At 70.2% G+C, this 26,992-nt stretch carries 20 protein-coding genes; 11 read left to right on the plus strand and 9 right to left on the minus strand.

The window, feature by feature from the left end; genetic code table 11:
• Positions 1 to 35: 35 nt before the first annotated feature.
• From B1729_RS13620 to B1729_RS13635, 4 genes are all read left to right on the plus strand, one after another.
• Complete coding sequence (locus B1729_RS13620; RefSeq protein ID WP_239539642.1) at positions 36 to 1,301, plus strand: YihY/virulence factor BrkB family protein; 1,266 nt, start codon at positions 36 to 38, stop codon at positions 1,299 to 1,301.
• 30 nt (positions 1,302 to 1,331) lie between these two features.
• Positions 1,332 to 2,198: an exodeoxyribonuclease III gene (locus B1729_RS13625; RefSeq protein WP_204318923.1), complete on the plus strand. Its 867-nt coding sequence runs from the start codon at positions 1,332 to 1,334 to the stop codon at positions 2,196 to 2,198.
• A gap of 89 nt (positions 2,199 to 2,287) precedes the next feature.
• Positions 2,288 to 3,295 carry a tryptophan--tRNA ligase gene (trpS, locus tag B1729_RS13630; protein ID WP_163633243.1) on the plus strand — a complete coding sequence of 336 codons (1,008 nt, stop codon included), beginning with the start codon at positions 2,288 to 2,290 and terminating at the stop codon, positions 3,293 to 3,295.
• A gap of 30 nt (positions 3,296 to 3,325) precedes the next feature.
• Positions 3,326 to 3,889 (plus strand): GNAT family N-acetyltransferase, encoded by a 564-nt coding sequence (locus B1729_RS13635; RefSeq protein WP_163617656.1) that lies wholly within the window; start codon positions 3,326 to 3,328, stop codon positions 3,887 to 3,889.
• A gap of 372 nt (positions 3,890 to 4,261) precedes the next feature.
• On the opposite strand, the gene B1729_RS13640 is transcribed toward B1729_RS13635, so the two are convergent.
• Positions 4,262 to 5,125, minus strand: a complete 864-nt coding sequence (locus B1729_RS13640; RefSeq protein WP_163633245.1) for a DUF559 domain-containing protein — start codon at positions 5,123 to 5,125, stop codon at positions 4,262 to 4,264.
• 278 nt (positions 5,126 to 5,403) lie between these two features.
• On the opposite strand from B1729_RS13640, the gene B1729_RS13645 reads away from it, so the two are divergent.
• The gene (locus B1729_RS13645; protein ID WP_163617643.1) at positions 5,404 to 6,264 is read left to right on the plus strand and encodes a DNA-formamidopyrimidine glycosylase family protein; all 861 of its coding nucleotides are present in this window, start codon (positions 5,404 to 5,406) and stop codon (positions 6,262 to 6,264) included.
• Between the two features lie 2 nt (positions 6,265 to 6,266).
• Here B1729_RS13645 and B1729_RS13650 read toward each other — a convergent pair whose 3' ends face one another.
• The 5 genes from B1729_RS13650 to B1729_RS13690 all read right to left on the minus strand — a co-directional run bounded on the left by B1729_RS13650 (position 6,267) and on the right by B1729_RS13690 (position 18,046).
• Positions 6,267 to 7,706 (minus strand): HupE/UreJ family protein, encoded by a 1,440-nt coding sequence (locus B1729_RS13650; protein ID WP_239539643.1) that lies wholly within the window; start codon positions 7,704 to 7,706, stop codon positions 6,267 to 6,269.
• Positions 7,696 to 13,635, minus strand: a complete 5,940-nt coding sequence (locus tag B1729_RS20620) for a LamG-like jellyroll fold domain-containing protein (RefSeq protein WP_204318924.1) — start codon at positions 13,633 to 13,635, stop codon at positions 7,696 to 7,698. The genes B1729_RS13650 and B1729_RS20620 overlap by 11 nt, the downstream gene beginning before the upstream one ends.
• Before the next feature lie 155 nt (positions 13,636 to 13,790).
• Positions 13,791 to 14,585, minus strand: a complete 795-nt coding sequence (locus tag B1729_RS13680) for a GntR family transcriptional regulator (protein WP_163633247.1) — start codon at positions 14,583 to 14,585, stop codon at positions 13,791 to 13,793.
• Positions 14,586 to 14,660: 75 nt separating this feature from the next.
• Positions 14,661 to 16,199: a glycerol kinase GlpK gene (glpK, locus tag B1729_RS13685; RefSeq protein WP_163617640.1), complete on the minus strand. Its 1,539-nt coding sequence runs from the start codon at positions 16,197 to 16,199 to the stop codon at positions 14,661 to 14,663.
• A 68-nt stretch (positions 16,200 to 16,267) separates the two neighbouring features.
• Entirely contained in the window at positions 16,268 to 18,046 is a 1,779-nt protein-coding gene (locus B1729_RS13690) for a glycerol-3-phosphate dehydrogenase/oxidase (RefSeq protein WP_163633249.1), read from the minus strand.
• A 379-nt stretch (positions 18,047 to 18,425) separates the two neighbouring features.
• Between B1729_RS13690 and ribD the strand changes: the two genes are divergently transcribed.
• From ribD to B1729_RS13720, 6 genes are all read left to right on the plus strand, one after another.
• Positions 18,426 to 19,523: a bifunctional diaminohydroxyphosphoribosylaminopyrimidine deaminase/5-amino-6-(5-phosphoribosylamino)uracil reductase RibD gene (gene ribD / locus B1729_RS13695; RefSeq protein WP_163617638.1), complete on the plus strand. Its 1,098-nt coding sequence runs from the start codon at positions 18,426 to 18,428 to the stop codon at positions 19,521 to 19,523.
• Positions 19,523 to 20,224, plus strand: a complete 702-nt coding sequence (locus B1729_RS13700) for a riboflavin synthase (RefSeq protein WP_163633251.1) — start codon at positions 19,523 to 19,525, stop codon at positions 20,222 to 20,224. The genes ribD and B1729_RS13700 overlap by 1 nt, the downstream gene beginning before the upstream one ends.
• Entirely contained in the window at positions 20,221 to 21,495 is a 1,275-nt protein-coding gene (gene ribA / locus B1729_RS13705) for a GTP cyclohydrolase II (RefSeq protein WP_163617636.1), read from the plus strand. Before B1729_RS13700 ends, ribA begins: the two co-directional genes overlap by 4 nt.
• Positions 21,492 to 21,968, plus strand: coding sequence for a 6,7-dimethyl-8-ribityllumazine synthase (ribH, locus tag B1729_RS13710; RefSeq protein WP_163617635.1), 477 nt, complete (start codon positions 21,492 to 21,494; stop codon positions 21,966 to 21,968). The genes ribA and ribH overlap by 4 nt, the downstream gene beginning before the upstream one ends.
• A 125-nt stretch (positions 21,969 to 22,093) precedes the next feature.
• Positions 22,094 to 22,447: a Fe-S protein gene (locus tag B1729_RS13715; RefSeq protein ID WP_163633253.1), complete on the plus strand. Its 354-nt coding sequence runs from the start codon at positions 22,094 to 22,096 to the stop codon at positions 22,445 to 22,447.
• A 233-nt stretch (positions 22,448 to 22,680) separates the two neighbouring features.
• Positions 22,681 to 24,162 (plus strand): MFS transporter, encoded by a 1,482-nt coding sequence (locus B1729_RS13720; protein WP_163617633.1) that lies wholly within the window; start codon positions 22,681 to 22,683, stop codon positions 24,160 to 24,162.
• 70 nt (positions 24,163 to 24,232) lie between these two features.
• Here the strand turns inward: B1729_RS13720 and B1729_RS13725 are convergent, their stop codons facing one another.
• From B1729_RS13725 to B1729_RS13735, 3 genes are all read right to left on the minus strand, one after another.
• The gene (locus B1729_RS13725; RefSeq protein ID WP_163617632.1) at positions 24,233 to 25,060 is read right to left on the minus strand and encodes an ABC transporter permease; all 828 of its coding nucleotides are present in this window, start codon (positions 25,058 to 25,060) and stop codon (positions 24,233 to 24,235) included.
• Complete coding sequence (locus B1729_RS13730) at positions 25,057 to 25,860, minus strand: ABC transporter permease (protein ID WP_239525837.1); 804 nt, start codon at positions 25,858 to 25,860, stop codon at positions 25,057 to 25,059. The genes B1729_RS13725 and B1729_RS13730 overlap by 4 nt, the downstream gene beginning before the upstream one ends.
• 149 nt (positions 25,861 to 26,009) lie before the next feature.
• Positions 26,010 to 26,951 (minus strand): ABC transporter ATP-binding protein, encoded by a 942-nt coding sequence (locus B1729_RS13735; protein ID WP_163617631.1) that lies wholly within the window; start codon positions 26,949 to 26,951, stop codon positions 26,010 to 26,012.
• Positions 26,952 to 26,992: the final 41 nt, after the last annotated feature.

The following is a 26,992-nucleotide window of genomic DNA, read 5'->3' on the forward strand; positions in this document are numbered from 1 at the left end:
CGATGCGGCATCCGTCTGTCGATAGTGTGACTTCCGTGACCGAACGGAACGACTCCGACGGCCGAGACCCCACTCGCGCTCAGGGCCACGAAGAGGCCCGCGACCAGGCGGATGCCGCGCAGCGGGAGGAGGAGTCTCTCCGCGCCCGCTGGGAGGCGACGCAGGAGAGTCTGCGAGAGCGCTTCGACCAGCCGATCAGCCGGGCGACGGCGATCACCCAGCGCACCCTCGCGTGGTTCCCGGTGCGGGTGTGGCGTCACTTCCTGCAGCACAACGGGTTCCTGCTCGCCGCGGGCGTGAGCTACCAGGCGCTGTTCGCGACGTTCGCCGCGATCTACGTGGCGTTCGCCGCCACCGGGCTGTGGCTGGGCGGAAGCTCGGAGGCCGTCGCCGGGCTCATCAACCTCATCAACAGCTATATCCCGGGCCTGATCAGCGACGAGGGGCTGTTCACCCCCGCGCAGGTCACCGAGGTCGCGACGAGCAATGCCGGCGTGCTCGGCGTCACCGGCATCATCGCCCTCGGCACCCTCATCTGGACGGCCATCGGCTTCGTGACGTTCACGCGCCGCGCGGTGCGCGACATCTTCGGCCTGCCGCCCGACCTCCGCAGCTACTTCTACCTCAAGGCACGCGATCTCATCGGTGCAGGAGTCTTCGCCCTCGCCCTCGTGGTGGGTTTCGCCGCGACGACGCTCGGCACGTGGGCGCTGGAGTGGGTGTTCGCCTTATTCGGATGGGGCAACGCGTCGCGCTGGGTGGGAGTGACCACGAGCGTCGGCTCGATCCTGATCTCGTTCGCGATCTTCAGCGCGGCGCTGGCCGGGCTGATCCGGTACCTCACGGGTACGCAACTCCCCTGGCGGCGCATCTGGCCCGGTGCACTCCTCGGCGGCGGCGCAATCACCGTGCTGCAGCTGTTCACGGGCTGGCTGTTCGTCTACACGCCGACCAACGCACTGCTGGCCACGTTCGCGATCTTCGTCGGTCTGCTCCTGTGGTTCCGCATCATCGGCATCATCATGCTCGTCGCGGCCGCATGGGTCGCGGTCGCGGCGAAGGACGACGAGGTCCCGCTGCTCCCCCAGACCGAGGCCGACCGGCTCGCGGCGGAGCATGCCGCGCTGCTGGTGGCCGCCCGGGTGCGCCTGCGCACCGCGCGGGAGGCGCGCGAGACCGCGCCGTGGTACCGCCTGTTCGCCGCTGACCGCGCGGTACGCGCCGCGGAGCAGGAGCTGGCCCAGGTCGAGGCCGCCACTCCCCCGGCACAGAAGAAGAAGGCCGGCAGCCTGTTCGAATGAGTGTCGGCGGTGGCGGATAGTCTTGCCGTCGTGTCTCGCCGTGTTCGCATCGCCTCTGTCAACGTCAACGGAATCCGTGCCGCCACCCGCAAAGGCATGATCGACTGGCTCGATGCCGCCGACATCGACGTGATGGCCCTGCAGGAGGTGCGGGCGACCGAGGAGGAGCTGCGGGCGGCTCTGCCCGGCTGGGAGATCGTCAACGACGAGGCCCTCTCGAAGGGGCGAGCGGGCGTGGCCGTGGCCAGCCGCATCCCCTCGATCGAGGTGCGCCGCGTGCTCGGCCCGGCCGCCGAGGACGCAGCCGAAGTCCTCGACAGCGCAGGCCGCTGGATCGAGGCGGACTTCGACATCGACGGCGAGCGGCTCATCGTCGTGAGCGCCTACGTGCACACCGGCGAGGCCGACACGCCCAAGCAGGACGCGAAGTGGGCCTTCCTCGACGCGATGGAGAAGCGGATGCCGCAGCTCAAGGCCGCGTCTCCGCTGGCGCTCGTCATGGGCGACCTCAATGTCGGCCACCGCGAGCTCGACATCCGCAACTGGAAGGGCAACATCAAGAAGGCCGGCTTCCTGCCGCGCGAGCGCGCGTACTTCGATCGCTTCTTCGGCGAGGAGGGCGCCGAGGTGACCGGTGCCGACGGCTCGCGGGGCGCCGGCCTCGGCTGGGTCGACATCGGGCGCCGCTTCCACGGCGACGTCGACGGCCCGTACACCTGGTGGTCGATGCGCGGACGCGCGTTCGACAACGACGCCGGGTGGCGGATCGACTACCACCTCGCGACGCCGGAGCTCGGCGCCCGGGTGGTCGACTACCGGGTCGTGCGCGCACCTTCGTGGGACACCCGCTGGAGCGACCACTCCCCCGTCGTGGCGGACTACACGATCGGCCACTGATCGCCCAGGCGGCGGCGGGCGACCGAGGTGAGCCCGCCGGGTCGGTGGGCGGGCGCGGGGCCGCGGCATCCGTTCAATAGACTTGACGGATGAGCAAACCGCGCCTGTACTCCGGCATGCAGCCCTCCGCCGACTCGCTCCAGATCGGCAACTACATCGGGGCCCTCATGCAGTGGCGCGATCTGCAGGAGTCGTACGACGCGTTCTTCTCCGTGGTCGACCTCCACGCGCTCACGCAGCCGAACGATCCGGCGGAGCTCCGCGAGAAGACGCGCCGCACGGCCGCGCAGTACATCGCCGCCGGCATCGAGCCGTCGAAATCAGCGCTGTACGTGCAGTCGCACGTGCCGGCGCACGCCGAGCTGGCATGGATCCTGTCGACGGTCACCGGGTTCGGCGAGGCCGGGCGCATGACGCAGTTCAAGGACAAGTCGCAGCGCTACGGCTCGGAGGTCACCTCGGTCGGGCTCTTCACCTACCCGGTGCTGATGGCGGCCGACATCCTGCTGTACCAGACCGACATCGTCCCGGTCGGCGACGACCAGAAGCAGCACGTCGAGCTCACGCGCGACCTCGCCGAGCGCTTCAACAGCCGTTACGGTCAGACGTTCACCGTTCCGATGCCGGTGATCCAGCAGGAGACGGCGCGCATCTATGACCTGCAGAACCCGACGGCGAAGATGTCGAAGTCGGCGGAGTCGGATGCCGGCGTGCTGTGGATGCTCGACGACCCGGCCGTGTCGGCGAAGAAGGTCATGCGCGCCGTCACCGATTCGGAGGGTTCGGTGCGCTACGACCGCGAGGCCAAGCCCGGCGTCTCGAACCTGCTGGTGATCTACGCGGCCCTCACCGGCCGGCAGATCCCCGCGATCGAGGACGAGTACGCAGGGCGTGGCTACGGCGACTTCAAGAAGGGCCTCGCCGAGGTCGTGGTGAACGAGTTCGGTCCTGTGCGCGAGCGCGCCCTGCAGCTTCTCGACGATCCGGCCGAGCTCGACCGCGTGCTCGCCGCGAACGCCGCCAAGGCCGAAGCGGTCGCCAACCGCACGCTCGACGACGTCTACGACAAGGTCGGCCTCCTGCGCCGGTCTCGCTGAGCCAGGGCGCGGGCCGGTAGCGTGGGCGGGATCGAGCCCTCCATCTTGCGAACGGACCGCCTCGAACTGTCGTTGCCGGTTGACGGCGACGTCGACGCGATCTACGAGGCGTGCCAGGATGCCGAGATCCAGCGCTACACGCCGGTCCCCTCCCCGTACGAACGCCGGCACGCCGAGGAGTTCGTACCGCGTGTCGCCGCCGACTGGCAGAGCGGCGCCCATGTCAGCTGGGCGATGCGTGAGGGTTCGGTGCTGGCCGGCATGATCGGGCTGTACCGCCTCGACGGACGCGGCTCCGGGGAGCTCGGATACTGGGTGTCGCCGTGGTCGCGTCGGCGCGGCCTCTCGGTCGAAGCTGCCCGCGCTGTGATCGACTGGGGCTTCTCGCCGGAGGGACTGGGCCTCGATCGCATCGAGTGGCGTGCCGTCGTGGGTAACGTCGGCTCCGCGCGCGCCGCGCGCACTCTCGGCTTCCGCTACGAGGGGACGCTGCGGCAGGCGCTCGTCGGCTCGCACGGCCGCGACGACGGCTGGATCGCCGGCGTCCTCGCCACCGACGACCGCACCCCGCAGTCCTGGCCCGCGCTGGACTGACCACCGCGGGGCCGCGCCACAACTCCGTCCGCACTCAGACCTGCGCGTGCCCGCACACCGGATTCGCGCGGCGTGCCCGCCTGAAGCCAACCTTCAGGCGGAGTTACGGCACGGGCCACCCCTCGACCCTCTCCGCATTCCTGCGTGTGCGCATGCCCGCTTGTCCGCGCGTGAGAGGGGGGCGGATGCCGCGTCCGCAGCCGGCCACTCTCACCACCACGACATCTGGCGCACCCCGAGCGGGGTCACAACTCCGCCTGGATCGGGGCACGCGGCGCCCTGGCTCGCGGCCTTCTCCGGCTCTCCTCGACCTGACGCCCGGTTCAGGCGGAATTGTGGCACGGGCACCAGAACCGGTACCGGCATCCGCGGTCAGCCGCGCGCAACCGCTCGGCGCGCGTCGACCAGCCCGCGTATTGCCGCCTGCGCCCGCTCGGGATGGTAGAGGATGTCCTCGGCGGTCAGCCGCAGCACGACATATCCGCGCTGAGCCAACGCCAGGTCGCGTCGGTAGTCCTTGAGCTGCTGTTCCCAGCTCGAGTGATACTGCTTGCTGTCGCATTCGATGACCAGCCATCCGTCGACGAGGAGGTCGACGAAGCCGACACCGGCGAACGACACCTGCGGGACAGCCGCGCACCCGAGTGCTCGTACCCAGAGCCTGACGATCGTCTCCGACCCGGCCTGCGCTCGTCCATCCACCAGCGGCTCGAGCACGCCGAACCGAGCCGGCAGGGCATCGAACAGTCGAAGAACGTCCCGCTTGCGGATCAGCTTCTTGTTCAATGCGCTGTCGATCGTCGCAACGGCGAATCGCGGCGCCTGGCAGAGCACGGCGTGCGCGAGCGCGTCCAGGACGCCGACGACCGCCGTATCCGCCGCGACCACACCGAGGAGCGGCATCCAATGCAGCACCTCACTGCGCTGGTCGATCGGCTTCAGCCGGCCGCTCCCGATCCCGGTCGAGCGCAGCCGGCTCGCGCCACGCGCGATGTGCACGTGCAGTCGTGTGTTCTCGAAGACGAACACCCCGAGCAGCTGCAGCAGCGAAAGGCAGGTGAGGCGGCCACCGATCTGCACCGCCTGGCGCATCGCGTCCGTCGAGAGAGCCGACATGTAGCGATCACGGCGGACGCGCACCAGCGTGCCCTCCGTGATCGCGCGGCGGATGCCCCGCCTGCTCAGTCCGGCCGCGGTGAGGTACGCCCGTGTGACGGCCTGCTGCGCATCGAGCATGGCCCCATCGTGGGATCTGCGGCGGCGGTGCCGGCTGGGCCGGGACGGACCTGTGGAGAGCTTGCAGTGCTGGGCTTCTGTGGAGGAGCTGTTCCTGCGGGCGCGTGCCGTAACTCCGCCTGCGCTATTGCGGGGCATCGGCGAGCCCTGGAACACCGGTCTCCGAGGGGGTCTGGTGCGTCGTTGAGGAGGAGCTGTGGCACGCCCGAACGCGGAGACCGACCACTCGCTTCCGCCCGCGGATCCCCGGTGTCCCCGCCGCGTGGCAGGATGAGCGCATGCCCGAGATGCCCGAGGTGCAGGGGCTCGTCGACTTCCTCCGCGAGCGGCTCACCGGTGTGCGCATCGCGCGAGCGACGGTCGCCAACATCGCGGCGCTGAAGACGTACGACCCGCCGATCGAGTCCCTGGCGGATGCCGAGATCACCGGCGCTGCGCGACACGGCAAGTTCGTCGACCTCGCGACCACCGGGCCGCATCTGGTGTTCCACCTCGCCAAAGCCGGGTGGCTGCGCTGGTACGACGAGCTGCCGAAGACGATCATCCGGCCGGGCAAGACGCCGATCGCCCTGCGCGTCGCGCTCTCGGACGGGGCCGGGTTCGACCTCACCGAGGCGGGCACGAAGAAGTCGCTGGCGGTGTACGTCGTGCGAGACCCCGCCGACGTGCCCGGTATCGCACGACTCGGGCCCGACCCGCTTGACCCGGCCTTCACGCGCGACACGCTCGCCGGGCTGCTGGAGGGACGCCGCACCCAGATCAAGGGCGTGCTGCGCGACCAGGCGACGATCGCGGGGGTGGGCAACGCCTACTCCGACGAGATCCTGCACGCGGCGAAGATGTCGCCCTACGCCCTCGCGACCTCGCTCACCGACGACGAGGTCACCCGGCTCTTCGACGCGATGACCGAGACGCTGACGGATGCCGTCGCCGAGGCATCCGGCAAACCCCCGGCCGAGCTGAAGGACGCCAAGCGTCGGGGCATGCAGGTGCACGGGCGTCGGGGTGAGACCTGCCCGGTCTGCGGCGACGAGGTGCGCAGCGTCTTCTTCGCCGACAACTCGCTGGAGTACTGCCCGACGTGCCAGACCGGCGGCAAGATCCTCGCCGACCGCCGGCTGTCGCGACTGCTGAAGTAGCCCTACGCGCCCAGCAGCCGCTCGACGAACCAGAACAGTCCGACGACGGCGACCGCGGCGGAGAGGATCGCGGCCACCCACATCGCGACGCGGGGCCGCGAGCGCCGCAGCAGCAGGAGAAGCGGGAAGACCACGACGACGATGCTGAGCTGGGCTGCTTCGATGCCGACGTTGAACACCAGCAGCGCACCCAGCAGTCCCCAGGAGAACGGCTCGTCGATGCCCAGTGCCCCGGCGAAGCCGACGCCGTGCACGAGCCCGAAGACGAAGACGATGCCCACCCGCAGCCCATCGGCCCGCGTGAAGCCCAACTGCCCGGTTCGGGCGGTCACTCGGGGTTCGAGGATCGCGGGCGCACGTTCGAGCACCGCGGTGCCGCCGGACCTCTTCGGCCGCGTGCCGGCCGCGGCGGGTCCGGGTCCGACCGGCCCCGACCCGATGTACGCAGATCCGCCGGGGCCGTAGAGCTCCTGCACGGAGCCGCGGTCGCGCCAGAGCCCCCACAGGAACCACAGCGCGACGACGGCGATCGAGAGGGCGATGATCGGCTCGACGATGCTCGCGGGGACGCTGACGACCCCCAGGGCGGCGAGGATGAACGTCACCGAATGCGCGACGGTGAACGCGGTCGCGACGACCACCACGTCGCGCAGGCGCCGCGAGGCGACGATGAGCGCGAGCAGGAACAGGATGTGGTCGGCACCGAACAGCAGGTGCTCGGCACCCAGGATGAAGAACTCCCCCATCCGTGCGCCCCAGTCCTGCGACGTCGTCATCGTCGGGCCGGCGTCGGTGTCGAGGCTCGCGACCCCGGAGCCGGCCAGCAGATCGTAGGTCACCACCGTGGTGGTCTTGCCGCCGGGATCCGTGCCGGGGAACAACTGCGTCGTGACCCGGTATGTCCCACCCTCCTCCGCAGCGGTGGCGCGACAGTCCGCCTCGAGCACGAGGTGCGCGTGCGGGACGCCGTCGACGTACGTGATCGAATACGGTTCGACGAGCTCGTTCGGGCAGGCCGAGGCATCCGCTTCCGCGCCCGCCGCGATCGTGAATCGCGGCAGCACGTACGCCCGCACCGTCTCCGAGTACTGCTCGAGCACTCGCGTGGTCAGCTTCGTCGGATCCTGCCCGGATGCCTGGACATCGTCGTACGCGTCCTGCTCGAACGCCGCATCGTCCATGGCGCGGGCGCCGTCGGTCGCGAGCAGCACGTACTCGATGTCGAGTTCGGCCCGAACGAGCCCCGGCTCCGATTCGGAGAGCTTCGCGTACACCGTCGCCGCGTAGGTGTGGGCGGCGGCAGGGGCGGCGAGGAGCATCACGGAGACCGCGGCGACCAGGAGGCCGAGCACGCTGCGCAGGCCGAGCACGCTGCGCAGGCCGAGCACGCTGCGCGGGCGGCGCCGCGCTGGGGCGGCGCCGCTGGGCAGGTCAGTACGCACCGAGGTCCTTCCACGGCGACTTCCCGCCGGTGCCGGGCTGATCGCCGCGTGTCCACCACGACGCTTGGAACAGGTGTCCCCCGTGAGCGACGATCTCGCCGCCGAGATAGGTCCACGACGCCGTCCAGGCGCGCACCACACCCTGGGGCGTGCTGATCTCGGCGCCCACCTCGGCCCACGCGCCGTTGCGGACCGAATCGGGTGCGATCCCCTGGGTCCACCACTGCGCCTGATACACGCGGTCACGGTAGAGCACGTATTCGCCGCCGAAGTAGACGACGCTCGCGCGCCAGGCCGCCGGAGGGGCGGGCTTCCAGATCGCGTAGAGCGTGACCACGGCATCATGCTCGACCGTCAGATTGCTCACCGTCGCTCCGTCGGCGAAGACCGCCGGGCCGCCGGGCGTGAGAGCCCACCCTGCGAACACGTCGGTCTCGTGCGTGAACGCCACGGCCGGCAGCACCAGCTCCTCGCCATAGGCAGCGGAGGCCGCGGGCTGCGCGCCCGAGCCGCCGTTGGCGTCGAACGCCACCGTGTACGCGTTGGCGGCGAACGAGGCGATCGCCGCGACCGAGGCGTCCGGCTGCGTGTATGTGCCGTCCGCCGCGACCGCCACGAACGCGGGCGTCGTCGTCCAGCCGCTGAAGTGGTAGCCGGTGTCAGGCGTCGCCGTGAGCGTGACCGTCGCGCCGGTCAGCGCGCTCGCGACGTCTGCGGACGCGGTGCCGTGACCGGCCGAGTCCGCCGTCACCGCGTGCCGCTGGCGGAGCGTGAACGTCACGGTCGTGGAGTTGCCGGCTATGTCGTACACCACGAGGGTGTTCTCGCCCGCCACCGCCCCGAAGACGCCGGGCTTCACGCCGTTGAGGTCGCTCCAGGGAGCGTCCTGCAGATCCTTGACCGTGCCGTTGAGCACCACGCGGTCGACGCTGCTCGCATCGAAGAGCTTGAACGATACCGCCTCATAGCCGCCGACGCCCGCCAGCGGCTCGTCCTTGGCGATCACCGTCGGCGCTGTGATGTCGAGGGTGAAGGCGACGGTCGTGACGTTTCCGGCCACATCCGACACCTCGAGGGTGTTCTTCCCGGCCACGGCGCCGAAGACGCCGGGCTTCACGCCGTTGAGGTCGCTCCAGACGTTGTCCACGAGATCCTTCAGCACTCCGTTGAGCTCCACCTTGTCGATCTTCCCGGCGTCATAGAGCTTGAACGACACCGTGCTGTAAACGCCGTCCTTGCCCTTCGACTCGGTCTTGACCGTCACGGTCGGCACGGTCTGGTCCGCGGCGACGGGGCGCCAGGTCGCCGTGTAGGCGCGGTCGCCGAGCGATCCGGACGGGATCGCCACCTCGATCGTCGGACGGTCGAGTCCCGTGCCGGTCCATCCTTCGAACGCGTAGCCAGGACGCGTCGGAGCCGCGAGGGTGATCGCGTCCGACTCGATCGTGTACGTCGTGGGGTTGTCCGCGCTGCCGCCGCCGAGATCGAAGGCGATGGCGTAGGCGATCGGCGTGAACTCCGGAGTCGCTGCGACAGCGGCGGCAGGCATCGTGAAGGTGCCGTCCTGGCCGATCTCGACGCCCTCGGGCGTCGTCTGCCATCCCGTGAGCTCATAACCGGCGTCGGGCGTTGCCGTCAGCGTGACGGTCGCTCCCTCGACGGCGGCCGCGACGTCGGCCGACGCAGTACCGTGCGGAGCGTCGCCGACGGTCACGGCGTGCTGCACCGGGCCGAGGCCGGCGCCGAAGCGATCGGACATCTCGCCGGCGGTGAGAGCGACGTCGTAGAAGGCGAAGTCGTCCACGAGCGCGTCGATGGTCGGCGAGTAGCTGCCGTTGTAGCCGAACCACCAAGGACTCGAGGAGCTGAAGATGCTTCCGGCCGTCACGGACCCCGCGCTGCTCGTGCCGGTCAGCGCACCGTCCACGAAGTAGCGGATCTGCTGTGCCGACCTGTCGACGACGGCGCCGATGTGGTGCCACGTGCCGTTGATGCCGTTCGTGCCCCACGGGTCGGCGTACTGCTTCGCGCCCGCCGTGCCCCAGCACGAGGTCAGCACGCCGTCGGATCCCGTCGCATTGAACAGGGAGAAGCCGTCGCCGCAGCTGCCGTCGGGGCGATTGGAGAAGATCCAGGCGTCACCCGTGAACGAGGTCTGCTTGATCCAGAACTCGACGGAGAAGTCGCCCGCCGCGTCGGTGAGGCCGGCTACCCCCGGGAAGCGGAAGCTGTTCTGCCCGTTCACATGCGCGGCCGTTCCGTGTATGCCCGGCAGATACTCCACGCCGGCGCGCCATGTCGCCGCCACCCCGTTGCCCGTGCGGTCGGCGATGGTCGAGCCCGTCTCGCCGTCGAACGTGTAAGCGACGACCGGATCGGGCGTCAGCGACGTCCCCTCGCCCATGGCCGACACGGTGAACGATGCCTCCGCCTGCTTGAAGGCGCTGTCGGTCGCGGTGTAAACGAGCGTGTGGTCGCCGGTCGCGACCGGCGTGAAGGCGAACCGACCGCCTTCCACCGGCGTGACGGCCAGCGAGGCGCCGTCCGGTCCGGTGACCGCCGCGGTGACCGTGACGCGGCCGGAGTTGTCGACCGCCTGCGCCGCAGGCGCCGTGTACGCGGCGTTCACCGTGCCTTTGCTGGGCGGCGGCGGCACGACGCGGACCATCGGTGCAACGGTGTCGTTCGCCGTGAGCTCACGGGTCGAGAGACGGTAGATGTCCTTCTCCGACAGCGGGGCTCCGTAGATGCGAGCGAGGCCGATCGATCCCTGGAAGGGGTACTCGACGCCCCCGGTCGAGGAGATGTCGCCGCCGATGACCCACGAGCGCGCCGCACCCGACGGGTTCTGGACGTTGCCGGATGCCGCGACTTGAGCCTTGAGCACGCCGTTGACGTAGATCTTGAGGGCCGCGCCGTCGTACTGTCCCACCACGTGCGCCCATTCGCCTGCGGTGAGCGCATTCGTCGCGCGGGCCACGACGTAGCTGCCGCCCAGGCGCACCCACAGCTCGGGCGTCACCTTGCCCGCCACGCTGCCGGGAAGCATCTCGAGACCCTGCCCCGACGTCTGCGTGTTGGAGATCATGTCGCGCTCGGTCGTGATCGCGGGCACCTTGGCGAGCGCCTCGATCGCGAAGCCGTCCTGGGTGAGGGCGTAGTCGGCGTCCGACCAGGCGATGCGCGAGCCCTGGGCCGAATCAGCGGTGTACGTGGCCGCTTCCTTGCCGAGGACGGGGTCGACCGCGATCGGAGCGGTCCCCTGAATGACGGCGTGCGCACGCGGAGAGAGATCGGCGACGGTGCCGCCGCCGAAGTCGATGTCGAGCAGATCGGCCGACGGGATGGGCTCGGCGAGCTGCTCGAACGTCAGCGCCGTCGGGTCGAACGGCTGGCCCGGTGTGGTGCCGCCTTCACCCGCGGTGAAGCGCGCGGTGAGCGCCGCGCCCTCTTTGCCCCAGGTGTTCACGGGGGTGACACGCACCTCGTACTCGCGGCCCGCGGTCAGGCCCCAGACCTCGTGATTGCGGCTGGCGGGCAGGGGCAGATTGTAGAAGCCCGACCACTGCAGGAATGTGTTGACGGTCGCGCCGGTGGCGACATCCACCGTCGTGTAGCGGTACTTGTGCACGATGTCCTGCACGGCGTTGGGTGCGGGAACGGCCTGCGGGAAAGTCACCATCGCCTTGTCGCTCGCGATGCCCGTCACCGCGACCGCAGAGCCGGCCGGCCACACCGGCGCGGAGGTCTGGCTCGCGCGATGGGTGTTGTTGAGGGGGAAGCGCTCGTCGTACGACAGGCTCGTGTCGATCGCGTCGGCGACGTCCCACGTCCACGTCTGATCGATCCACTGATCGGCCAGCAGGTCGTAGTTCTTGATGGTGACCTCGGATCCGCGCACTTCGACGATGGCCGTCTGGCGGCTGTTGCCCGCGTCATCCGGGGTGCTGTCGTTGCCGCGGCTCGTGGGGCTGGTGTTCACCACGCCAGACTCGAACTCGAAGTACGCCAGCGGCGGCGCGTTCACCGTCGTGAAGCCCTGGGTGGCGCCGGTGCCGGATCGTCCCTCCTGCCCCTGCCAGATCGACGACGAGATGTTCTGCGGCGTGTGGATGTGACCGCCCCACACGACCGCCTGCGGGAAGCCGTCGAAAACCGAGGTGAGCTGCGAGCCGCACTGGCCGTTGGTCAGGCCCGAGCCGTACCACTCGTTGGACACGTAGTGGGTGCACTTCAGCGGGTGATGCACGAGGACGAACACCGGCTTCGTCGGATCCTCGGCCGTGGCGAGGGCCAGGCGCTGCTGCACCCACGCGGCCGCGTAGGCGTAGTTGCCCGAGCTCGCGACCGACGGCCGGCCCGTCGCGGTGTCGAGCGTGCCCGAACCCGGGCTCACGGTGATGAAGTGGTAGCCGTTGATGACGTAGTCCGCATTCGGCGCCTGGCCGCCGGTCGAGTTGGTGAAGAGGTCGTACGAGCCGAGCGAACTCACATCGTGATTGCCGAGCGCGGCGACGAGCTGGATGCCGTAGCCGGCCTTCGAGTCGATCGTGTCCTTGAGTCCCTGGAACTCCGACGCGGTGGCGCTGTTGGTGAGATCGCCGACGAAGAGCGTGGCGTCGACGCCCTGCGCGTCCCAGAAGTCGTAGGCCTCGCCCAGTTCGCTCCAGCTGTCATGGATGTCGCCGATCGCCGCGAACGTGACATCGGCGTCGGCGTCGGCGTCGGCCGACGTCTGCGGGTCGGTGGCAAGAGCACCGGCCTCGGTCGCCGGCCCCGCCTCGGGCTCAGCCTCAGCCTCTGCGGCCGGGGGCATGCTGCCGTCGCCCACCGTGATGGTGAAAGGCTCGCGAGCGATGTGTCCCGCCTCGTCCACCGCGGAATAGGAGAGCGTGTACGTGCCGTCCAGCGACGGGATGAAGCTGTACGTGCCGTCGCCGTTGGGCGTGATAGCGGATTCGATGTCGTCCGGTCCGCCGACCGTGACGACCACCTCGGCGTCGGCGCCGGTGTCGTCGAGAGCTTCGGCGCCGGGCACGGTGAGAAGCTCGCCGAGCGTCGCCGTCGCCGGAACGTCGCCGGCGACCTCGACGAGGGGTGCCACCGTGTCGAGCGACGTGAGGCTCAGCCTCGACAGCCGGTAGACGTCCAGCTCGGAGAGCGACCGGCTGTAGATCGCCGTGCTCTTGAGGCGCCCGCCGAACGTGCTGCTGACTGCGCCGTCCGCGGTGACGTCGCCTCCGATGACCACGGAGTGCGCACCGTCGGCGCTCGGCGTGACGTCGAACGAGGCGGTGTCCACGGCCGCTGCGAGCGCGCCGTCCACGTAGAGACCGGACCGCGATCCGTCGAAGAAGCCGACGACGTGGTACCAACGGCCGTACTCGAGATCCGCGGCGGGCCCACCGGCCGTCGCCAGCTGGAGCGTGTACCCGGCATCGTCCGCGGCGTGCGCGTCGAGGCCGATTCCGCCCTCCTCCTGGCCGCTCACAACGGCGACCACGTCGGAGCCGGCAATCGGCGTATCGATGCGGAAGGTGGCCTCGACCGCGAAGTCGTCGGCGAGAGCGGCGTAGTCCGCGTCGGACCACAGCGGGGTCTGCCACGCCGACTGCGCTCCGGCAGCGCCCACCGCGACCTGAGAACCGACCTCCTCGTCGTCGGCGACGGTCGCCGCCGCCCCGGCCGTGAGTGCCCGCGCCCGCGGCGAGCGGTCGACGGCCGTGCCGTCCGCGAACTCGACATCGAGCAGGTCGGCAGCCGGAAGCGGCTCCCGCAGCTGCTCGAGCGTGAGCGATTCCGGGTCGACGGCGGCCTGGGCGGGCACCGTCATCCCGGAAGCGAGCACGGCGGCGGTCGCGACGGTGGCGACGACCCGCGCCATCCAGGGATGGATGTGCGAGCGGTGGGAAGCGGGTGAGTTCGACACGGCGGCGTCCTTCGAGAGTCCGGAAGCGGAACAACGCCACGTAACGGGCCCCAGGTGTCGGCGAGGTGAACGGCCTCGGACAATCCGGCGGACTCACGCCCCGATGCGACGATCTCGCCGACCCACTGCGCACAGTGGGTCGAACAGGCACCGCCTCAGAGGCCGGGCGCGGTGCGCGGCTGCTCCGCCACGCCGGCCGCCTGGGCCTCGAAGGCGATCGTGTGGGGTACGTAGCGGTCTTCGCCGAACTCGATGGGCCGCCCGTTGGAACCGAACGTCTCGCGCTGCACCTGCAGGAGCGGACTCGACCGGCGTACGCGGAGCAGACGTGCGTCCTCGCTCGACGCCGCCACGGCCTCGATGCGGTGGTTCCCGAACGCGACCGCGATACCGCCGTCCGCGAGTGCACGCGTCGTGGAGACCACGTCGTCCGGCAGCGTCTCGATGAGTCCGGTGACCCACGGTGCCCACGTGGAGCGCTCCACCATCACCGGCCGCCCGTCGAGCGTGCGGATGCGGGTGAAATGGAGCACCTCCACTCCCGTGCCGATGTCGAGCATCCGCGCTTCGCGGGCCGTCGCACGCCGCCATCGACGCGAGAAGATCATGCCGCCGGGACTGCGGCCGCGGCTCGTCGCCCATTGCGTGAACGACCGCATCCGGTCGAAGCCCTGGGTCTGTCCAGGCTGGACGAACCAGCCGGTGCCCGGGCGCGACTCGATGAGTCCTCGGCGCGAGAGCAGGGCGAGCGCCGTGCGCACCGACGTGCGGGAGACGCCGTAGTGCGCCGCGAGCTCGAGCTCGCTGGGCAGACGCGTCCCCACCGGGTAGTCGCCCGCGACGATGCGCGAGCGCAGGTCATCGAACGTATCGCGGTCGCCCGCCGTGCCGGTCGTCCGTTTCGAGGGGCTCCGGTCTCCCTCGAGCCTCTCCGGCGGTTCCTGCTGCACGCGCGCGACGCTACCACTGCGCCCTCATGCGGTGCTCGCAGCCTGCCCCCGCGCAGCCTGCCGCACCCCGGAGACTCAGTCGCCGATCGTGTCCATGAGGATCCGCGCGTCATCGTCGACCCAGTCCAGGGACTTCGACACGGCTTTGCGCCACTGCCGGAACCGTCGCTCGCGCTCGTCCTCCGGCATCCGCGGTTCGAAGCGCACGTCCTCCTGCCAGTGGGTCCGCAGCTCGTCGAGGCCGCTCCACACGCCCGTCGCGAGCCCGGCCGCGTAGGCCGCGCCGAGGGCGGTCGTCTCCACGACCTTCGGACGCACGACGGGGATGCCGAGGATGTCGGCCTGGAACTGCATGAGCAGGTCGTCGCGCGTCATGCCGCCGTCGACGCGCAGCTCCTCGAGCGTGCGGCCGGTGTCGCCGACGACCGCCTCGATGACGTCGCGGGTCTGGAACGCCGTGGATTCGAGGGCGGCGCGCGCGATGTGCGCCTTGTTCACGTACCGCGTGAGGCCGACCAGCGCGCCGCGCGCGTCCGGCCGCCAGTACGGGGCGAACAGCCCCGAGAACGCGGGCACGAAGTAGGCGCCGCCGTTGTCGTCGACCGTCGCGGCCAGCGTCTCGACGTCTTCCGAGCGCTGGATGATGCCGAGGTTGTCGCGCAGCCACTGGACGAGCGACCCGGTCACCGCGATCGAGCCCTCGAGCGCGTACCGCGCGGGCTCGTCGCCGATCCGGTAGCCGACCGTGGTGATGAGGCCGCTGCGCGAGCGCACGATCTCGGTCCCGGTGTTCACGAGGAGGAAGTTGCCGGTGCCGTACGTGTTCTTCGACTCGCCCGCGTCGAACGCCGCCTGCCCGAACGTCGCCGCCTGCTGGTCACCGAGGATGCCCGCGATCGGCACGCCGTCGAGCACCGACGGCAGCTGCGAGTGCCCGACGACGTCGGACGAGGAACGGATGCCGGGCATCATCGCCCGCGGGATGCGCCAGGTCGACAGGAGCTCGTCGGACCAGTCGAGCGTGCGCAGGTCCATCAGGAGCGTGCGCGATGCGTTCGTGACGTCGGTGACGTGGATCCCGCCGCGGGCGCCGCCCGTGAGGTTCCACACCACCCAGGTGTCGGGTGTGCCGAACAGCAGGTCACCGGCCTCGGCCGCCGCGCGCGCACCGGGGACGTGGTCGAGGATCCATTCGACCTTCGACGCCGAGAAGTACGTCGCCAGCGGCAATCCCGTCGTGTCCGCGAACCGGTCGGGGCCGCCGACCTTGGTCATCTCATCGATGCGCGGCTGAGTGCGCGTGTCCTGCCAGACGAGCGCGTTGTGCACGGGCCGGCCGGTGCGCTTCTCCCACACGATCGCCGTCTCGCGCTGGTTGGTGACGCCGATGCCGGCGACGTCGGCCGCGCTGATCCCGGCGCGCGACAGACATGAGGCGATCACCCATTCGGTGTTCGTCCAGATCTCCACAGGGTCGTGCTCCACCTGCCCCGCGCGGGGGAAGATCTGCTCGTGCTCGCGCTGAGAGACGGCGACGACGGCGCCTGCGGCATCGAAGAGGATCGCGCGGGTGGATGTCGTGCCCTGATCGATGGACAGCACGTGGTCGGGCACCGTCGTCTCCTTCCTCAGCGGGCGGCAGCGCCTGCGGTGGTCGCGCGCGGGGCGCGGGTGCGGTCAGGCTATCGCGCGGACGCCGGGGACCACGCGGGGTCCGCGGCGTGGACCCGGTCGAGGGCACGGACGACCTCCGCCGCCGCCCGGCCGGCATCCCAGCCGAGCACCGGCGCGATCGCGTCGGCCACCTCGGCGAGCGCCTCGGCCGTCGCCGCGCCGATGAAGGCGATGCTGGTGCGCCGCAGCAGGATGTCGTCGAGATGGACCACATCCTCGGTCGCCGCGAGGTGGCGCAGCTCCCCCGAGCTGTAGTCGGGCAGGAACCGCAGCGATGCGTCATCGGGATCGGCGGCGACGGCATCGACCACCGCCTCCGCCACCGTGCCGTAGCGGTCGAGCAGCGTCGCGACGCGCGCAGTCGGCACGTCGATGGCGTGCGCCGCGATCCACTGCTGGCGTGCGCGTTCGGTCGTGGGATAGCCGCGGCCCCCGCCGATCGGCATACCTCTGGTCGAGCGGCGGCGCGGCATCGCCAGCAGCGCGAGGACGCGGTCGGCCAGGTGCTCGGCCGAGGACCGGAACGTCGTCCACTTGCCTCCGACGAGGCTCAGCACCGTCGCGCTCGTGCGGCGAGAAGCCGACGGTGACGCTGACGACCCCGACGCCGAGGCGTCGCCGTCGCCGAGCGGCGCCGACTCGACGCGGTAGTCGCGCGAGACGAAGCCCGGCGACACCTCGCCGTGGCCCGGCAGCGGCCGCACCCCGGCGAAGCGGTAGACGATCTGCGCCCGCTCCACCGGGATCGCGGGAAGCACCTGCCCGATCAGCTCGATGAAGTAGTCGACCTCGGCCTCAGTGCAGACGATCGGCTGCGCCATGTCGTGCTCGAGGTCGGTCGTGCCGACGAGCACGCGCCCCTTGAGGGGGTAGATGAGCACGATGCGCCCGTCTTCGTTCTCGAAGAACAGCTCTCTCCCGCCCGTCGCCGCGAGCAGCTCCGGGTGGTCGAGCACGATGTGGGATCCCTTCGTGCCGCCCATGTAGCGGGTGGGGTCCCCCAGTGCGAGATTGGTCTCATCCGTCCACGGGCCGCTGGCGTTGACGATGACGGATGCCGCGAACCGCGTCTTCTCGCCGGTGACGGCGTCGCGCAGCACCACGCCGCCGTCCTCGACACCCACTGCTGCGGTGTAGTTCGCCGCGCGGGCGCGGGCGCCGCCGGCCGAGCGCCCGTCGCGCAGCACGTCGATGGCGAGGCGCTCGGGGTCGTGCAGCGAGGCGTCCCAGTAGGTCGCGGTGTACTTCACGTCGGGGTTCAGCTGCGGCAGCTGCGCGAGCGATCGCCGGCGTCCGTGGAACGTGTGCCGCGGCACGGTCGCCGTTCCGAACAACCCGCCGCCGCGCGAGAACGAGTCGTAGATCACGAGCCCGACCTTGATCAGCACCGCTCCGCGCCCGCGGTGCTTCCCCCCGCCGTGACGGAGGAAGCGCAGGGGCGCCGAGAGGACACCCGAGAAGATCGAGAAGATCGGGATGGTCGTCTGCAGCGGACGCACGTAGTGCGGCGCGGTCTTCAGCAGGGCGTTGCGCTCGGTGACGGCCTCCTGCACGAGGCGGAACTCGCCGTTCTCGAGATAGCGGATGCCGCCGTGGATCATGTGCGACGACGCGGCGGAGGCGCCACTGATGAAGTCGTCGCGCTCGACGAGGGCGACATCGACGCCCTGCAGTGCGAGATCGCGGAAGGTGGCGAGTCCGTTGATGCCGCCGCCGATGATCAGCACGTCGGCATACGGACGCGCCTTCAGCTCTTCGAATGCCCGCATCGGACCCACCGTGCTCATCGCCTCACCATCCCCTCCCAGGCTACGTCCGCGCAGGGACATCGGGACGCGCGACACCGGTCGTATGCGCGCTCCGGCACTTCATGCGCAGACATGGAATGTCTGGGCGGATGCCGCGTTGACTACAATCGAGAGCATCAACGTGCTCCGGGGTCGGTGAGAATCCGAACCGGCGGTGACAGTCCGCGAGCCAAGGCTTCAGCATCCGTTTCGGATGACGCCCTGGCCGATCCGGTGGAATTCCGGAACCGACGGTGATGCGACGTGGTTCCTTCGGGAGCGTGGTCGCTAGTCCGGATGGGAGGCAGCACACAGCGACGCCGCGCGCGTCGCCGCTTCCCCTGCCCCCGGAGCCTCGAGATCACGAGACGAGGGGCGGATGGCCGGCACGGCGGAACAGGACGCGATGCGTCGGGCGCTCGCGAACGCGCTGCGCGGTCCGCGCGGTATCAACCCGCAGGTGGGCGCTGTGCTGCTCACGCCCGACGGCGAGATCATCGCCGAGGGCTGGCACCGGGGCGCCGGCACGCCGCATGCCGAGGTCGACGCGCTGTCGCAGCTCGCCCCGGGCGCGGCGCGCGGGGCGACGGCGATCGTGACCCTCGAGCCCTGCAACCACACCGGCCGCACCGGTCCCTGCTCCGAGGCCCTCATCGCAGCCGGAGTGACGCGGGTCGTCTACGCCATCGCCGATCCGGGCGATCACTCCTCGGGTGGCGGCGGTCGGCTGCGCGCCGCGGGCGTCGACGTCGAGGCGGGAGTCCTGGCCGAAGAGGCGACGGCGCTCCTCGATTCGTGGCTCACCGTCCAGCGGCTCGGACGCCCCCACGTCACCGTCAAGTGGGCCCAGAGCCTCGACGGCCGGGCCGCGGCCTCCGACGGCACCAGTCAGTGGATCACCGGACCGGCGGCGCGCTCCGACGTGCACCGTCGGCGCGCCCAGAGCGATGCGATCATCGCGGGGACCGGCACGGTACTGGCCGACGACCCCGCACTCACCGCGCGGGACGACGACGGATCCCTGCTGCCCCACCAGCCGGTGCCCGTCGTCGTCGGCACCCGGGCGGTCCCCGCCGGCGCGGCGCTGCGCCGCCACCCGCACGCGTTCCTCCAGTACCCGGGCGACCCCGCGTCAGGCGGCCTGGCCGCCGCACTCGAAGACCTGCGCAGACGCGGCGTGCAGCGGGTGTTCGTCGAAGGCGGCCCGACCGTCGCGGCCTCGTTCCTGCGCGAGCGACTCGCCGACGAGCTGCTCGTCTACGTCGCGCCCGTTCTGCTGGGCGGCGAGCGACTCGCGCTGCACGACATCGGCGTCACGACCATCGGCGAAGCGCAGCGCCTGGCCGTGGCATCCGTCACCCCACTCGGCGACGATCTGCTGTTCGTCGCCCATCCCACGCCCGATCTCGCCGGCGCAGGCGCGCCGCGCGCAGAGCGCCGGCGCGTGGGCACCCCGTCGTCGGAAGGAGACGAGTGATGTTCACCGGAATCATCGAAGAGATCGGCGAGGTCACCGCCGTGGACCCGTCGGGCGACGGCGTGCGCCTGACGGTACGCGGACCGAAGTCGGTGTCGGATGCCGGACACGGCGACTCCATCTCGGTCAGCGGCGTGTGCCTCACCGTCGTCGGGCAGGGGGACGACTGGTTCACCGCAGACGTGATGAAGCAGACGCTCGACATGTCGACGCTCGACGGCGTCGCCCCCGGCCGCGTCGTGAACCTGGAGCGCGCGATGGCCGCCCACGGCCGCCTCGGCGGGCACATCGTGCAGGGCCACATCGACGGCACCGGCGAAGTGCTCGACGTGCGTCCCGGCGCTGAGTGGCAGGTGCTGCGCATCTCGCTTCCGGCGGAGCTGGCGCCGCTCGTCGTCGACAAGGGATCGATCGCCGTCGACGGCGTCTCGCTCACGGTCAGCGATGCGAGCCCCGCCCCTTCGACAGGATCCGGGACCCTGGCGCAGGCATGGTTCGAGGTGTCGCTCATCCCCGAGACCCTCGCCGCCACCACCCTCGGCGCTCGTGCGCCCGGCGACCGCGTCAACCTCGAGACCGACATCCTCGCGCGCCACGTGCAGCGCCTGCTGTCGTTCCCGGCCGCCATGCCCGCGGCTGGCTCCGCCGACACCGCATTCCCCGCGGACGCGTCCGCACCGACGGAAGGAGGCTCGGAATGAGCCTTTCCACGATCCCCGAGGCCCTCGAGGCGCTGCGCGCCGGACGGCCGGTCATCGTCGCCGACGATGAGAACCGCGAGAACGAGGGCGACGTCATCCTGTCGGCTCAGCTCGCAAGTCCCGAGTGGGTCGCGTGGACGGTGCGCTGGACGAGCGGGTTCCTGTGCGCCCCCATGCCCTCGGACTGGGCTGACCGCCTGGATCTGCCGCCGATGGTCGAGAACAACGAAGACGCGCGGGGCACCGCCTACACGGTCAGCGTCGACGCGGCGGACAAGGTCTCGACCGGCATCAGCGCCACCGACCGTGCGCACACGCTCAACGTGCTCGCCGATCCCGAGTCGAAGCCCACGAGCGTGATCCGTCCCGGCCACATCCTGCCGCTGCGCGCCGTCGACGGTGGCGTGCGCGAGCGCGCCGGCCACACCGAGGCCGCCGTCGAGCTCATGAAGCTCGCCGGACTCGCGCCGGTCGGCGTGATCGGAGAGGTCGTCGCCGACGACGGCAGCATGATGCGGCTGCCGGGGCTCCAGGAGCTGGGCGCCGAGTACGACATCCCGGTCATCACGATCGAGCTGCTCACCGCCTACCTGGACGAGCACGACCCCTGCGACCCCGCGACCCGCAACGCCCACAAGCGTCGCGTGAGCCTGCGTGCCGAGGCGAACGTGCCCACCTCGCACGGCGCCTTCCGGTTCCTGGCGTACAAGGACCGCGTCACGGGCACCGACCACATCGCGGTCGTGTCGGGCGAGCTGGGCGACGCGCCGCTGGTGCGGGTGCACTCCGAGTGCCTGACCGGCGAGGCCTTCGGCTCCCTCAAGTGCGAGTGCGGTCCGCAGCTGGAGGCGGCGCTCGACGCGATCGAGCAGGACGGCGGCGTCGTCATCTATATGCGCGGTCATGAGGGCCGCGGCATCGGGCTCATCAACAAGCTGCGCGCGTACTCCCTGCAGGAGCGCGGACTCGACACCGTGGACGCCAACCTCGCGCTCGGCCTTCCCGCCGACGCTCGGGACTATGCGGCGGCCGCCGGCATCCTGTCGGATCTCGGCATCGAGCGGGTGCGCCTGCTGACCAACAACACCGACAAGGTGAAGCAGCTGCGCGAACTCGGCCTCGACATCGTCGAGCAGGTGCCCCTGCTGGTCGGCGTCGGCCCGAACAACCACCAGTACCTGGCGACGAAGCGTGACCGCATGGGTCACATCATCGCGGAGGCCGACCTCGCCGACGCGATCGCCCACATGCACGAGGGAGCAGAACGATGAGCGGCAAGGGCTCACCCCAGGCCACCGGCACCGTCGACGGCACGGGACTCGACGTCGTCGTGGTCGCGGGGACGTGGCACGAGACCATCACCGACGGCCTCATCGCCGGTGCCGAACGCGCCGTGAAGGCCGCGGGCGCCTCGCACCGCATCGTGCGGGTGCCCGGATCCTTCGAGCTGCCCGTCGTCGCGAAGGCGGCGCTGGATGCCGGCGCCGACGCGGTGGTGGCGCTGGGCGTCATCATCCGCGGCGGCACGCCCCACTTCGAGTTCGTCTCGAACGCGGCCACCGACGGCCTCACGCGGGTGGCGCTGGACACCGGCAAGCCCGTCGGCTTCGGCGTGCTGACGCTGGACGACGAGGAGCAGGGCATCGCGCGCGCGGGCCTTCCCGGGTCGATCGAAGACAAGGGTCACGAAGCAGCGGATGCCGCGATCCGCACCGCCGTCGTGCTGCGGGAGCTTCGCGGCTGACGCTCGTCGGTCGTTGAGCGAGCGAAGCGAGACGAAACGCCTCGGACGTTTCGTCTCGCTCGTTCCTCGCTCGCTCAACGACCCGGGCCCCTGGTGATCGGCGAACCTTCAGCTAGACTGATGGCATGGAAACCCTCCGTCACGTCGTCGTGCTCATTCACCTGGTCGGCTTCGCCGTGCTCTTCGGCGCCTGGGTGGTGGAGGCGGTGAACGGCAAGCGGCGCTTCACCCGCGTGATGGACTGGGGTCTCGCCCTCGCCGCGGTCGCCGGACTCATCCTCGCCGCGCCGTGGGGCATCGAGTACGACCTCAACTACGTCAAACTCGGCGTGAAGCTCGTCATCCTGCTCATCATCGGCGCGCTCCTCGGCATCGGCCGGGGCCGCCAGCGCAAGACCGGAGCGCTCCCGCCGGCGATGTTCTGGGCGGTCGGCGTGCTGACCCTCACGAACGCCGCCATCGCAGTCATCTGGCGCTGACACCACCCCGCAGAAGTGCGAGCGGATGCCGCGGCTCTGAGCCGCGGCATCCGCTTTCCGCATCCGGAGCCGCGGCCGATTCGCCGGAGTAGACTCGATGCTCGTGCCGGGCGACAACGCCCGCGCCCACGGTGATCCAGTGCAGTGCCGCCTGACGCGTCACCCTGCGCCACGCGGACGCCCACCGCCGCATCCCACCAGGATGTCCCGCTCCGCGCATGCCCAGGTGAAAATTGACCTCCTCCCCGACCACGGCCGCCACCCCCGCGGCCCCCGCCAATCCCCGTTCCCGCGTCATCCTGGCCAGCCTCGTCGGCACGACGATCGAGTTCTACGACTTCTACGTCTACGCGACCGCCGCCGTCCTGGTCTTCCCCATCCTGTTCTTCCCCACCGGCAACGACACCACGTCGCTGCTGCTGTCGTTCAGCGTGTTCGGTGCCGCGATGGTCGCCCGTCCGCTGGGCGCGATCGTCTTCGGCCACTTCGGCGATCGCTTCGGCCGCAAGGCGACGCTGGTCGCCTCGCTCCTCACGATGGGCATCGCGACCTTCCTCATCGGGTGCCTTCCGACCTACAACGAGATCGGCGTGTGGGCGGCCGTGCTGCTGCTCGTGCTGCGCCTCGCGCAGGGCTTCGCACTCGGCGGCGAGTGGTCGGGTGCGGCACTCGTCGCGACCGAGAACGCCCCGAAGGGCAAGCGCGCCTGGTACGGCACGTTCCCCCAGCTCGGTGCGCCGCTCGGCTTCATCATCGCGAACTCGGTGTTCCTCGCCATCAACTACCTGCTCCCCCACCCCGACGGTGCCGGGCAGCGGTCGGAGGAGTTCCTCGCGTGGGGCTGGCGCGTGCCGTTCCTGTTCTCGGCCGTCATGGTCATCATCGGCCTGTGGGTGCGACTGCGCCTGGTCGAGTCCGAGACCTTCGTGAAGGCCGAGGAGAAGGGCGCGATCCGCAAGTTCCCGCTCGCGACCGTTCTGCGCCACCACTGGTGGCACCTGATCCTCGGCACGTTCATCATGCTGGCGACGTACGTGCTGTTCTACCTGATGACGAACTTCACGCTGTCCTACGGCACCAAGGCCGCCGACCTCGAGACCGCTTCGGCCGCCGCGCAGGCCGCCGCAGAAGCCGCGGGCAACCCGTTCGACGCCACCGCCTTCGCCGCGCAGTTCTACCCGGGCCTCGGCTTCGGCTACACCGACTTCGTGGTGATGCAGATCATCGGCGTCGTGTTCTTCGGCATCTTCACGCTGCTGTCGGGACCGATCGCCGACGCGATCGGACGCCGACGCCTGCTGCTGTGGGTGACCGGACTCATCATCGTGTTCGGTCTCACGTTCAACATCTTCCTGCTGCCGCAGGTCGACCCGAAGTTCACCGGCGCACTCGTGCAGGCGTTCCTCGTGTTCGGTTTCATGCTGATGGGCTCGACCTTCGGCCCGATGGGCGCGGTGCTCCCGGAGCTCTTCCCGACGAACGTGCGGTACTCCGGCTCGGCGATCTCGTACAACGTGTCGTCGATCCTCGGCGCCGCGCTCGCGCCGATCGTCGCGGTGTGGCTGTGGGCCTCCGCCGGCGGAAGCCCCGTGCTGGTGGGCCTCTACCTCTCGGCGATGAGCGTGCTGACCTTCATCGCGCTGATCCTGGCGCCCGAGACGAAGGACATCGACTACGACGCCGACCTGGGGGTGGGAGCGACCGGCTCGCTCTGACCTCGGCCCTGCACGCACGACGGATGCCGCAGCCCGCGTGGGCTGCGGCATCCGTCGTCCGTGGCCGGTGTCAGTCGAGGAACAGCGCGCGCAGGCGCTTCGTCGTGAACACCAGGCCGATCGCGATCATGACGACGTAGTAGAGCACGTGCCACCACATCGCAGGAGTCAGGATGCCGGTGGTCAACCCGCGCACCAGCTCGACCCCGTGCCACAGCGGGAACGCCATGATGATGTGCTGCACCCATTCGGGGTAGATGGTGATCGGGTAGAGCGTCGCTGAGAAGAGGAACATCGGCAGCAGCACGAAGTTGATCCAGTCCATCTGCTGGAACGTCTTCATGTAGCTCGTGACCGCCATGCCGACGCTGGCGAAGCCGAAGGCGATGAGCATCACCGCCGGAAGCGCCAGGATCGCGGTCCACGCGAGGTTGAGCCCGAGGATCTGCATGATGACCATGAACCCGGTCGCGTAGAGCAGGCCGCGCAGCAGCGCGTAGAGGATCTCGCCGAGGGCGACGTCCAGCGGGCCGAGCGAGGTGGCCAGCATGCCCTCGTAGAGCTTGCCGTAGTTGAGCCGGAAGAACACGTTCCACGTCGAGTCGTAGATCGCGCCGTTCATCGCCGAGACGGCGAGGAGGGCAGGGGCGATGAAGGCCGCGTACGGCACCTCGATCCCGCTCGAGGTCTGCACGTCGCCGATGAGGGCGCCCAGACCGATCCCCATCGAGGCGAGATAGAACACCGGCTCGAAGAAGCCCGACAGCACCACGCCCCAGCTCGAGGAGCGCGCCGCGATGACCCCGCGCTGCACGACGGCTTGCGGGTTGCCCGCCCACAGCGCACGCACGCCGCCGGCGCGCCTGACCGTGGTCTCGGCTCCGGTCGCGACGCTCATGCGCCGAGCCTTCTCTGGAAGACCCGCCGACCGATCAGGTACGCACCGATCGACAGCACCAGCAGGTAGGTGATGTGGATCATGATGGCGAACGGCTCGGCCGGCATGCCGTAGGTGGCGATGCGCCCGAGCTCGGTCGCGTGCCACAGCGGCGAGACCCATCCGATCCACTGCAGCCACAGCGGCAGCGTGGCCAGCGGGTAGAAGGTGCCCGAGAACAGGAACATGGGCATGAAGATGAAGCGCTGCACCATCGCGACCTGGCCCTTGTCATCGGTGATCGACGCGGCGTACGCCATGTACGGGATGCCGAAGGCGAGCCCCGCGAGCAGGCCGATGGGGATGGTGAGCCAGCCGGTCGCGGGGTCGGGCACCGCCTGGAACAGCCAGAGGAACAGGTAGTAGGCCAGGACGACGACCACGATGCGCGCGGACGCCCCGGTCACGACGCCGCCCGCGATCTGGCCCGGCGACAGCCCGGTGGCGCTGAAGCCGAAGAAGTACCGGCGCCACTTGAACCCGGCGATCACCGGGTACGAGAACTCCTCGGACGCCACCGAGATCGCCGCGGTCATGAGCAGGGCGGGCGCCACGAAGACGAGGTAAGACACCTCGACGCCGTTCTGCACGATGGGCGCGTCGATGAGCGCGGCGAGGCCGACGGCGAGACCCAGCAGGTACAGGATCGGCTGCCCGAGGGCGCCGACCACGATGGTCCAGCCGTACGCGCGCATCGCCCGCACCATGTGCTCGGTGACGTAGAACGTGCCGAACGCACGGGGCTTGCGGCCCCACTGCATCGCCTCGGCGCGCAGCTCGTCGAGCGACAGCTGCGTGACGGTCGCCGATGCCTGCCCGCCGGACCCACCGGGGCCGCCGGACGCACCGGGAAGCGGCATCCTTGACTCGACCGGCTCCCCCGAGGGGTGAGCGTCTTCCGGAACCGCGGTCATTCGATCAGCGACCTTCCGGTGAGGCGCAGGAACACGTCCTCGAGGCTGGAGCGGCGCACGAGCGACGTGATCGGGGTGAGGCCGCGCTGAGTCACGGCTTCGAGCACTGCCTCACCGTCGCGGGCGTAGACCAGGATGCGGTCGGGCAGCACCTCGACGCGCTCGCCGATGCCCTCGAGCTGCGGCGCCACCTGCTCGTTGCGATCCGAGCCGAACCGCACCTCGAGCACCTCGCGGCTGGAGTGCTCCCGGATGAGGGACGCAGGCGTGCCCTCGGCCATGATGCGGCCCTTGTCGACGACGATGAGCCGGTCGCACAACTGCTCGGCCTCGTCCATGTAATGCGTCGTGAGCACGAGCGTCGTGCCGCGCTCCTTGAGGCGGAACAGGCGGTCCCACAGCACGTGGCGCGCCTGCGGGTCGAGGCCCGTGGTCGGCTCGTCGAGCAGCAGGATGCGCGGGTCGTTGATCAGCCCGCGCGCGATCGTGAGGCGCCGCTTCATGCCGCCCGAGAGCTGCTCGACCTTGCTCTTCGCCTTGTCTTCGAGCTGGGCGAACGCCAGCAGCTCGTCGGCTTTCTGGTGGCACACCTTGCCGGGAAGGCCGAAGTAGCGCCCGTAGATGTAGAGGTTCTCGCGCGCGTTGAGCTCGCCGTCGAGGTTGTCCTGCTGCGGCACCACCCCGAGGCGCGAACGGATCTCGGGCCCGTACCGGTCGGGGTCGAGTCCGAGGATGGACAGCTCACCGCTGGTGCGGGTCGAGACGGCGCCGACCATCTTCATGGTCGTGGACTTGCCGGCGCCGTTCGGACCGAGCAGGCCGAACGACTCGCCGGGCGCCACTTCGAACGACAGCCCGTCGACGGCGAGGAAGTCGGGCTTCCCCTTGACCTTGTAGGCCTTGACGAGGTTCTCGGCGGTGATGACGGGCGCAGGCACCGGACCACCCTAACGCCCGGTCCCGACATGGCGCAGGATCC

This window comes from Microbacterium sp. B35-04, assembly GCF_010634885.1.
In the GTDB taxonomy this organism is placed as follows: domain Bacteria; phylum Actinomycetota; class Actinomycetes; order Actinomycetales; family Microbacteriaceae; genus Microbacterium.

Excerpts from the sequence above, each read along its gene's own strand:
- trpS (WP_163633243.1), top strand. The coding sequence starts at position 2,288 with ATGAGCAAACCGCGCCTGTACTCCGGCATGCAGCCCTCCGCCGACTCG.
- B1729_RS13640 (WP_163633245.1), bottom strand. The coding sequence starts at position 5,125 with ATGCTCGATGCGCAGCAGGCCGTCACACGGGCGTACCTCACCGCGGCC.
- B1729_RS13645 (WP_163617643.1), top strand. The coding sequence starts at position 5,404 with ATGCCCGAGATGCCCGAGGTGCAGGGGCTCGTCGACTTCCTCCGCGAG.
- B1729_RS13690 (WP_163633249.1), bottom strand. The coding sequence starts at position 18,046 with ATGAGCACGGTGGGTCCGATGCGGGCATTCGAAGAGCTGAAGGCGCGT.
- ribD (WP_163617638.1), top strand. The coding sequence starts at position 18,426 with ATGGCCGGCACGGCGGAACAGGACGCGATGCGTCGGGCGCTCGCGAAC.
- B1729_RS13700 (WP_163633251.1), top strand. The coding sequence starts at position 19,523 with ATGTTCACCGGAATCATCGAAGAGATCGGCGAGGTCACCGCCGTGGAC.
- ribA (WP_163617636.1), top strand. The coding sequence starts at position 20,221 with ATGAGCCTTTCCACGATCCCCGAGGCCCTCGAGGCGCTGCGCGCCGGA.
- ribH (WP_163617635.1), top strand. The coding sequence starts at position 21,492 with ATGAGCGGCAAGGGCTCACCCCAGGCCACCGGCACCGTCGACGGCACG.
- B1729_RS13715 (WP_163633253.1), top strand. The coding sequence starts at position 22,094 with ATGGAAACCCTCCGTCACGTCGTCGTGCTCATTCACCTGGTCGGCTTC.
- B1729_RS13725 (WP_163617632.1), bottom strand. The coding sequence starts at position 25,060 with ATGAGCGTCGCGACCGGAGCCGAGACCACGGTCAGGCGCGCCGGCGGC.
- B1729_RS13730 (WP_239525837.1), bottom strand. The coding sequence starts at position 25,860 with ATGCAGTGGGGCCGCAAGCCCCGTGCGTTCGGCACGTTCTACGTCACC.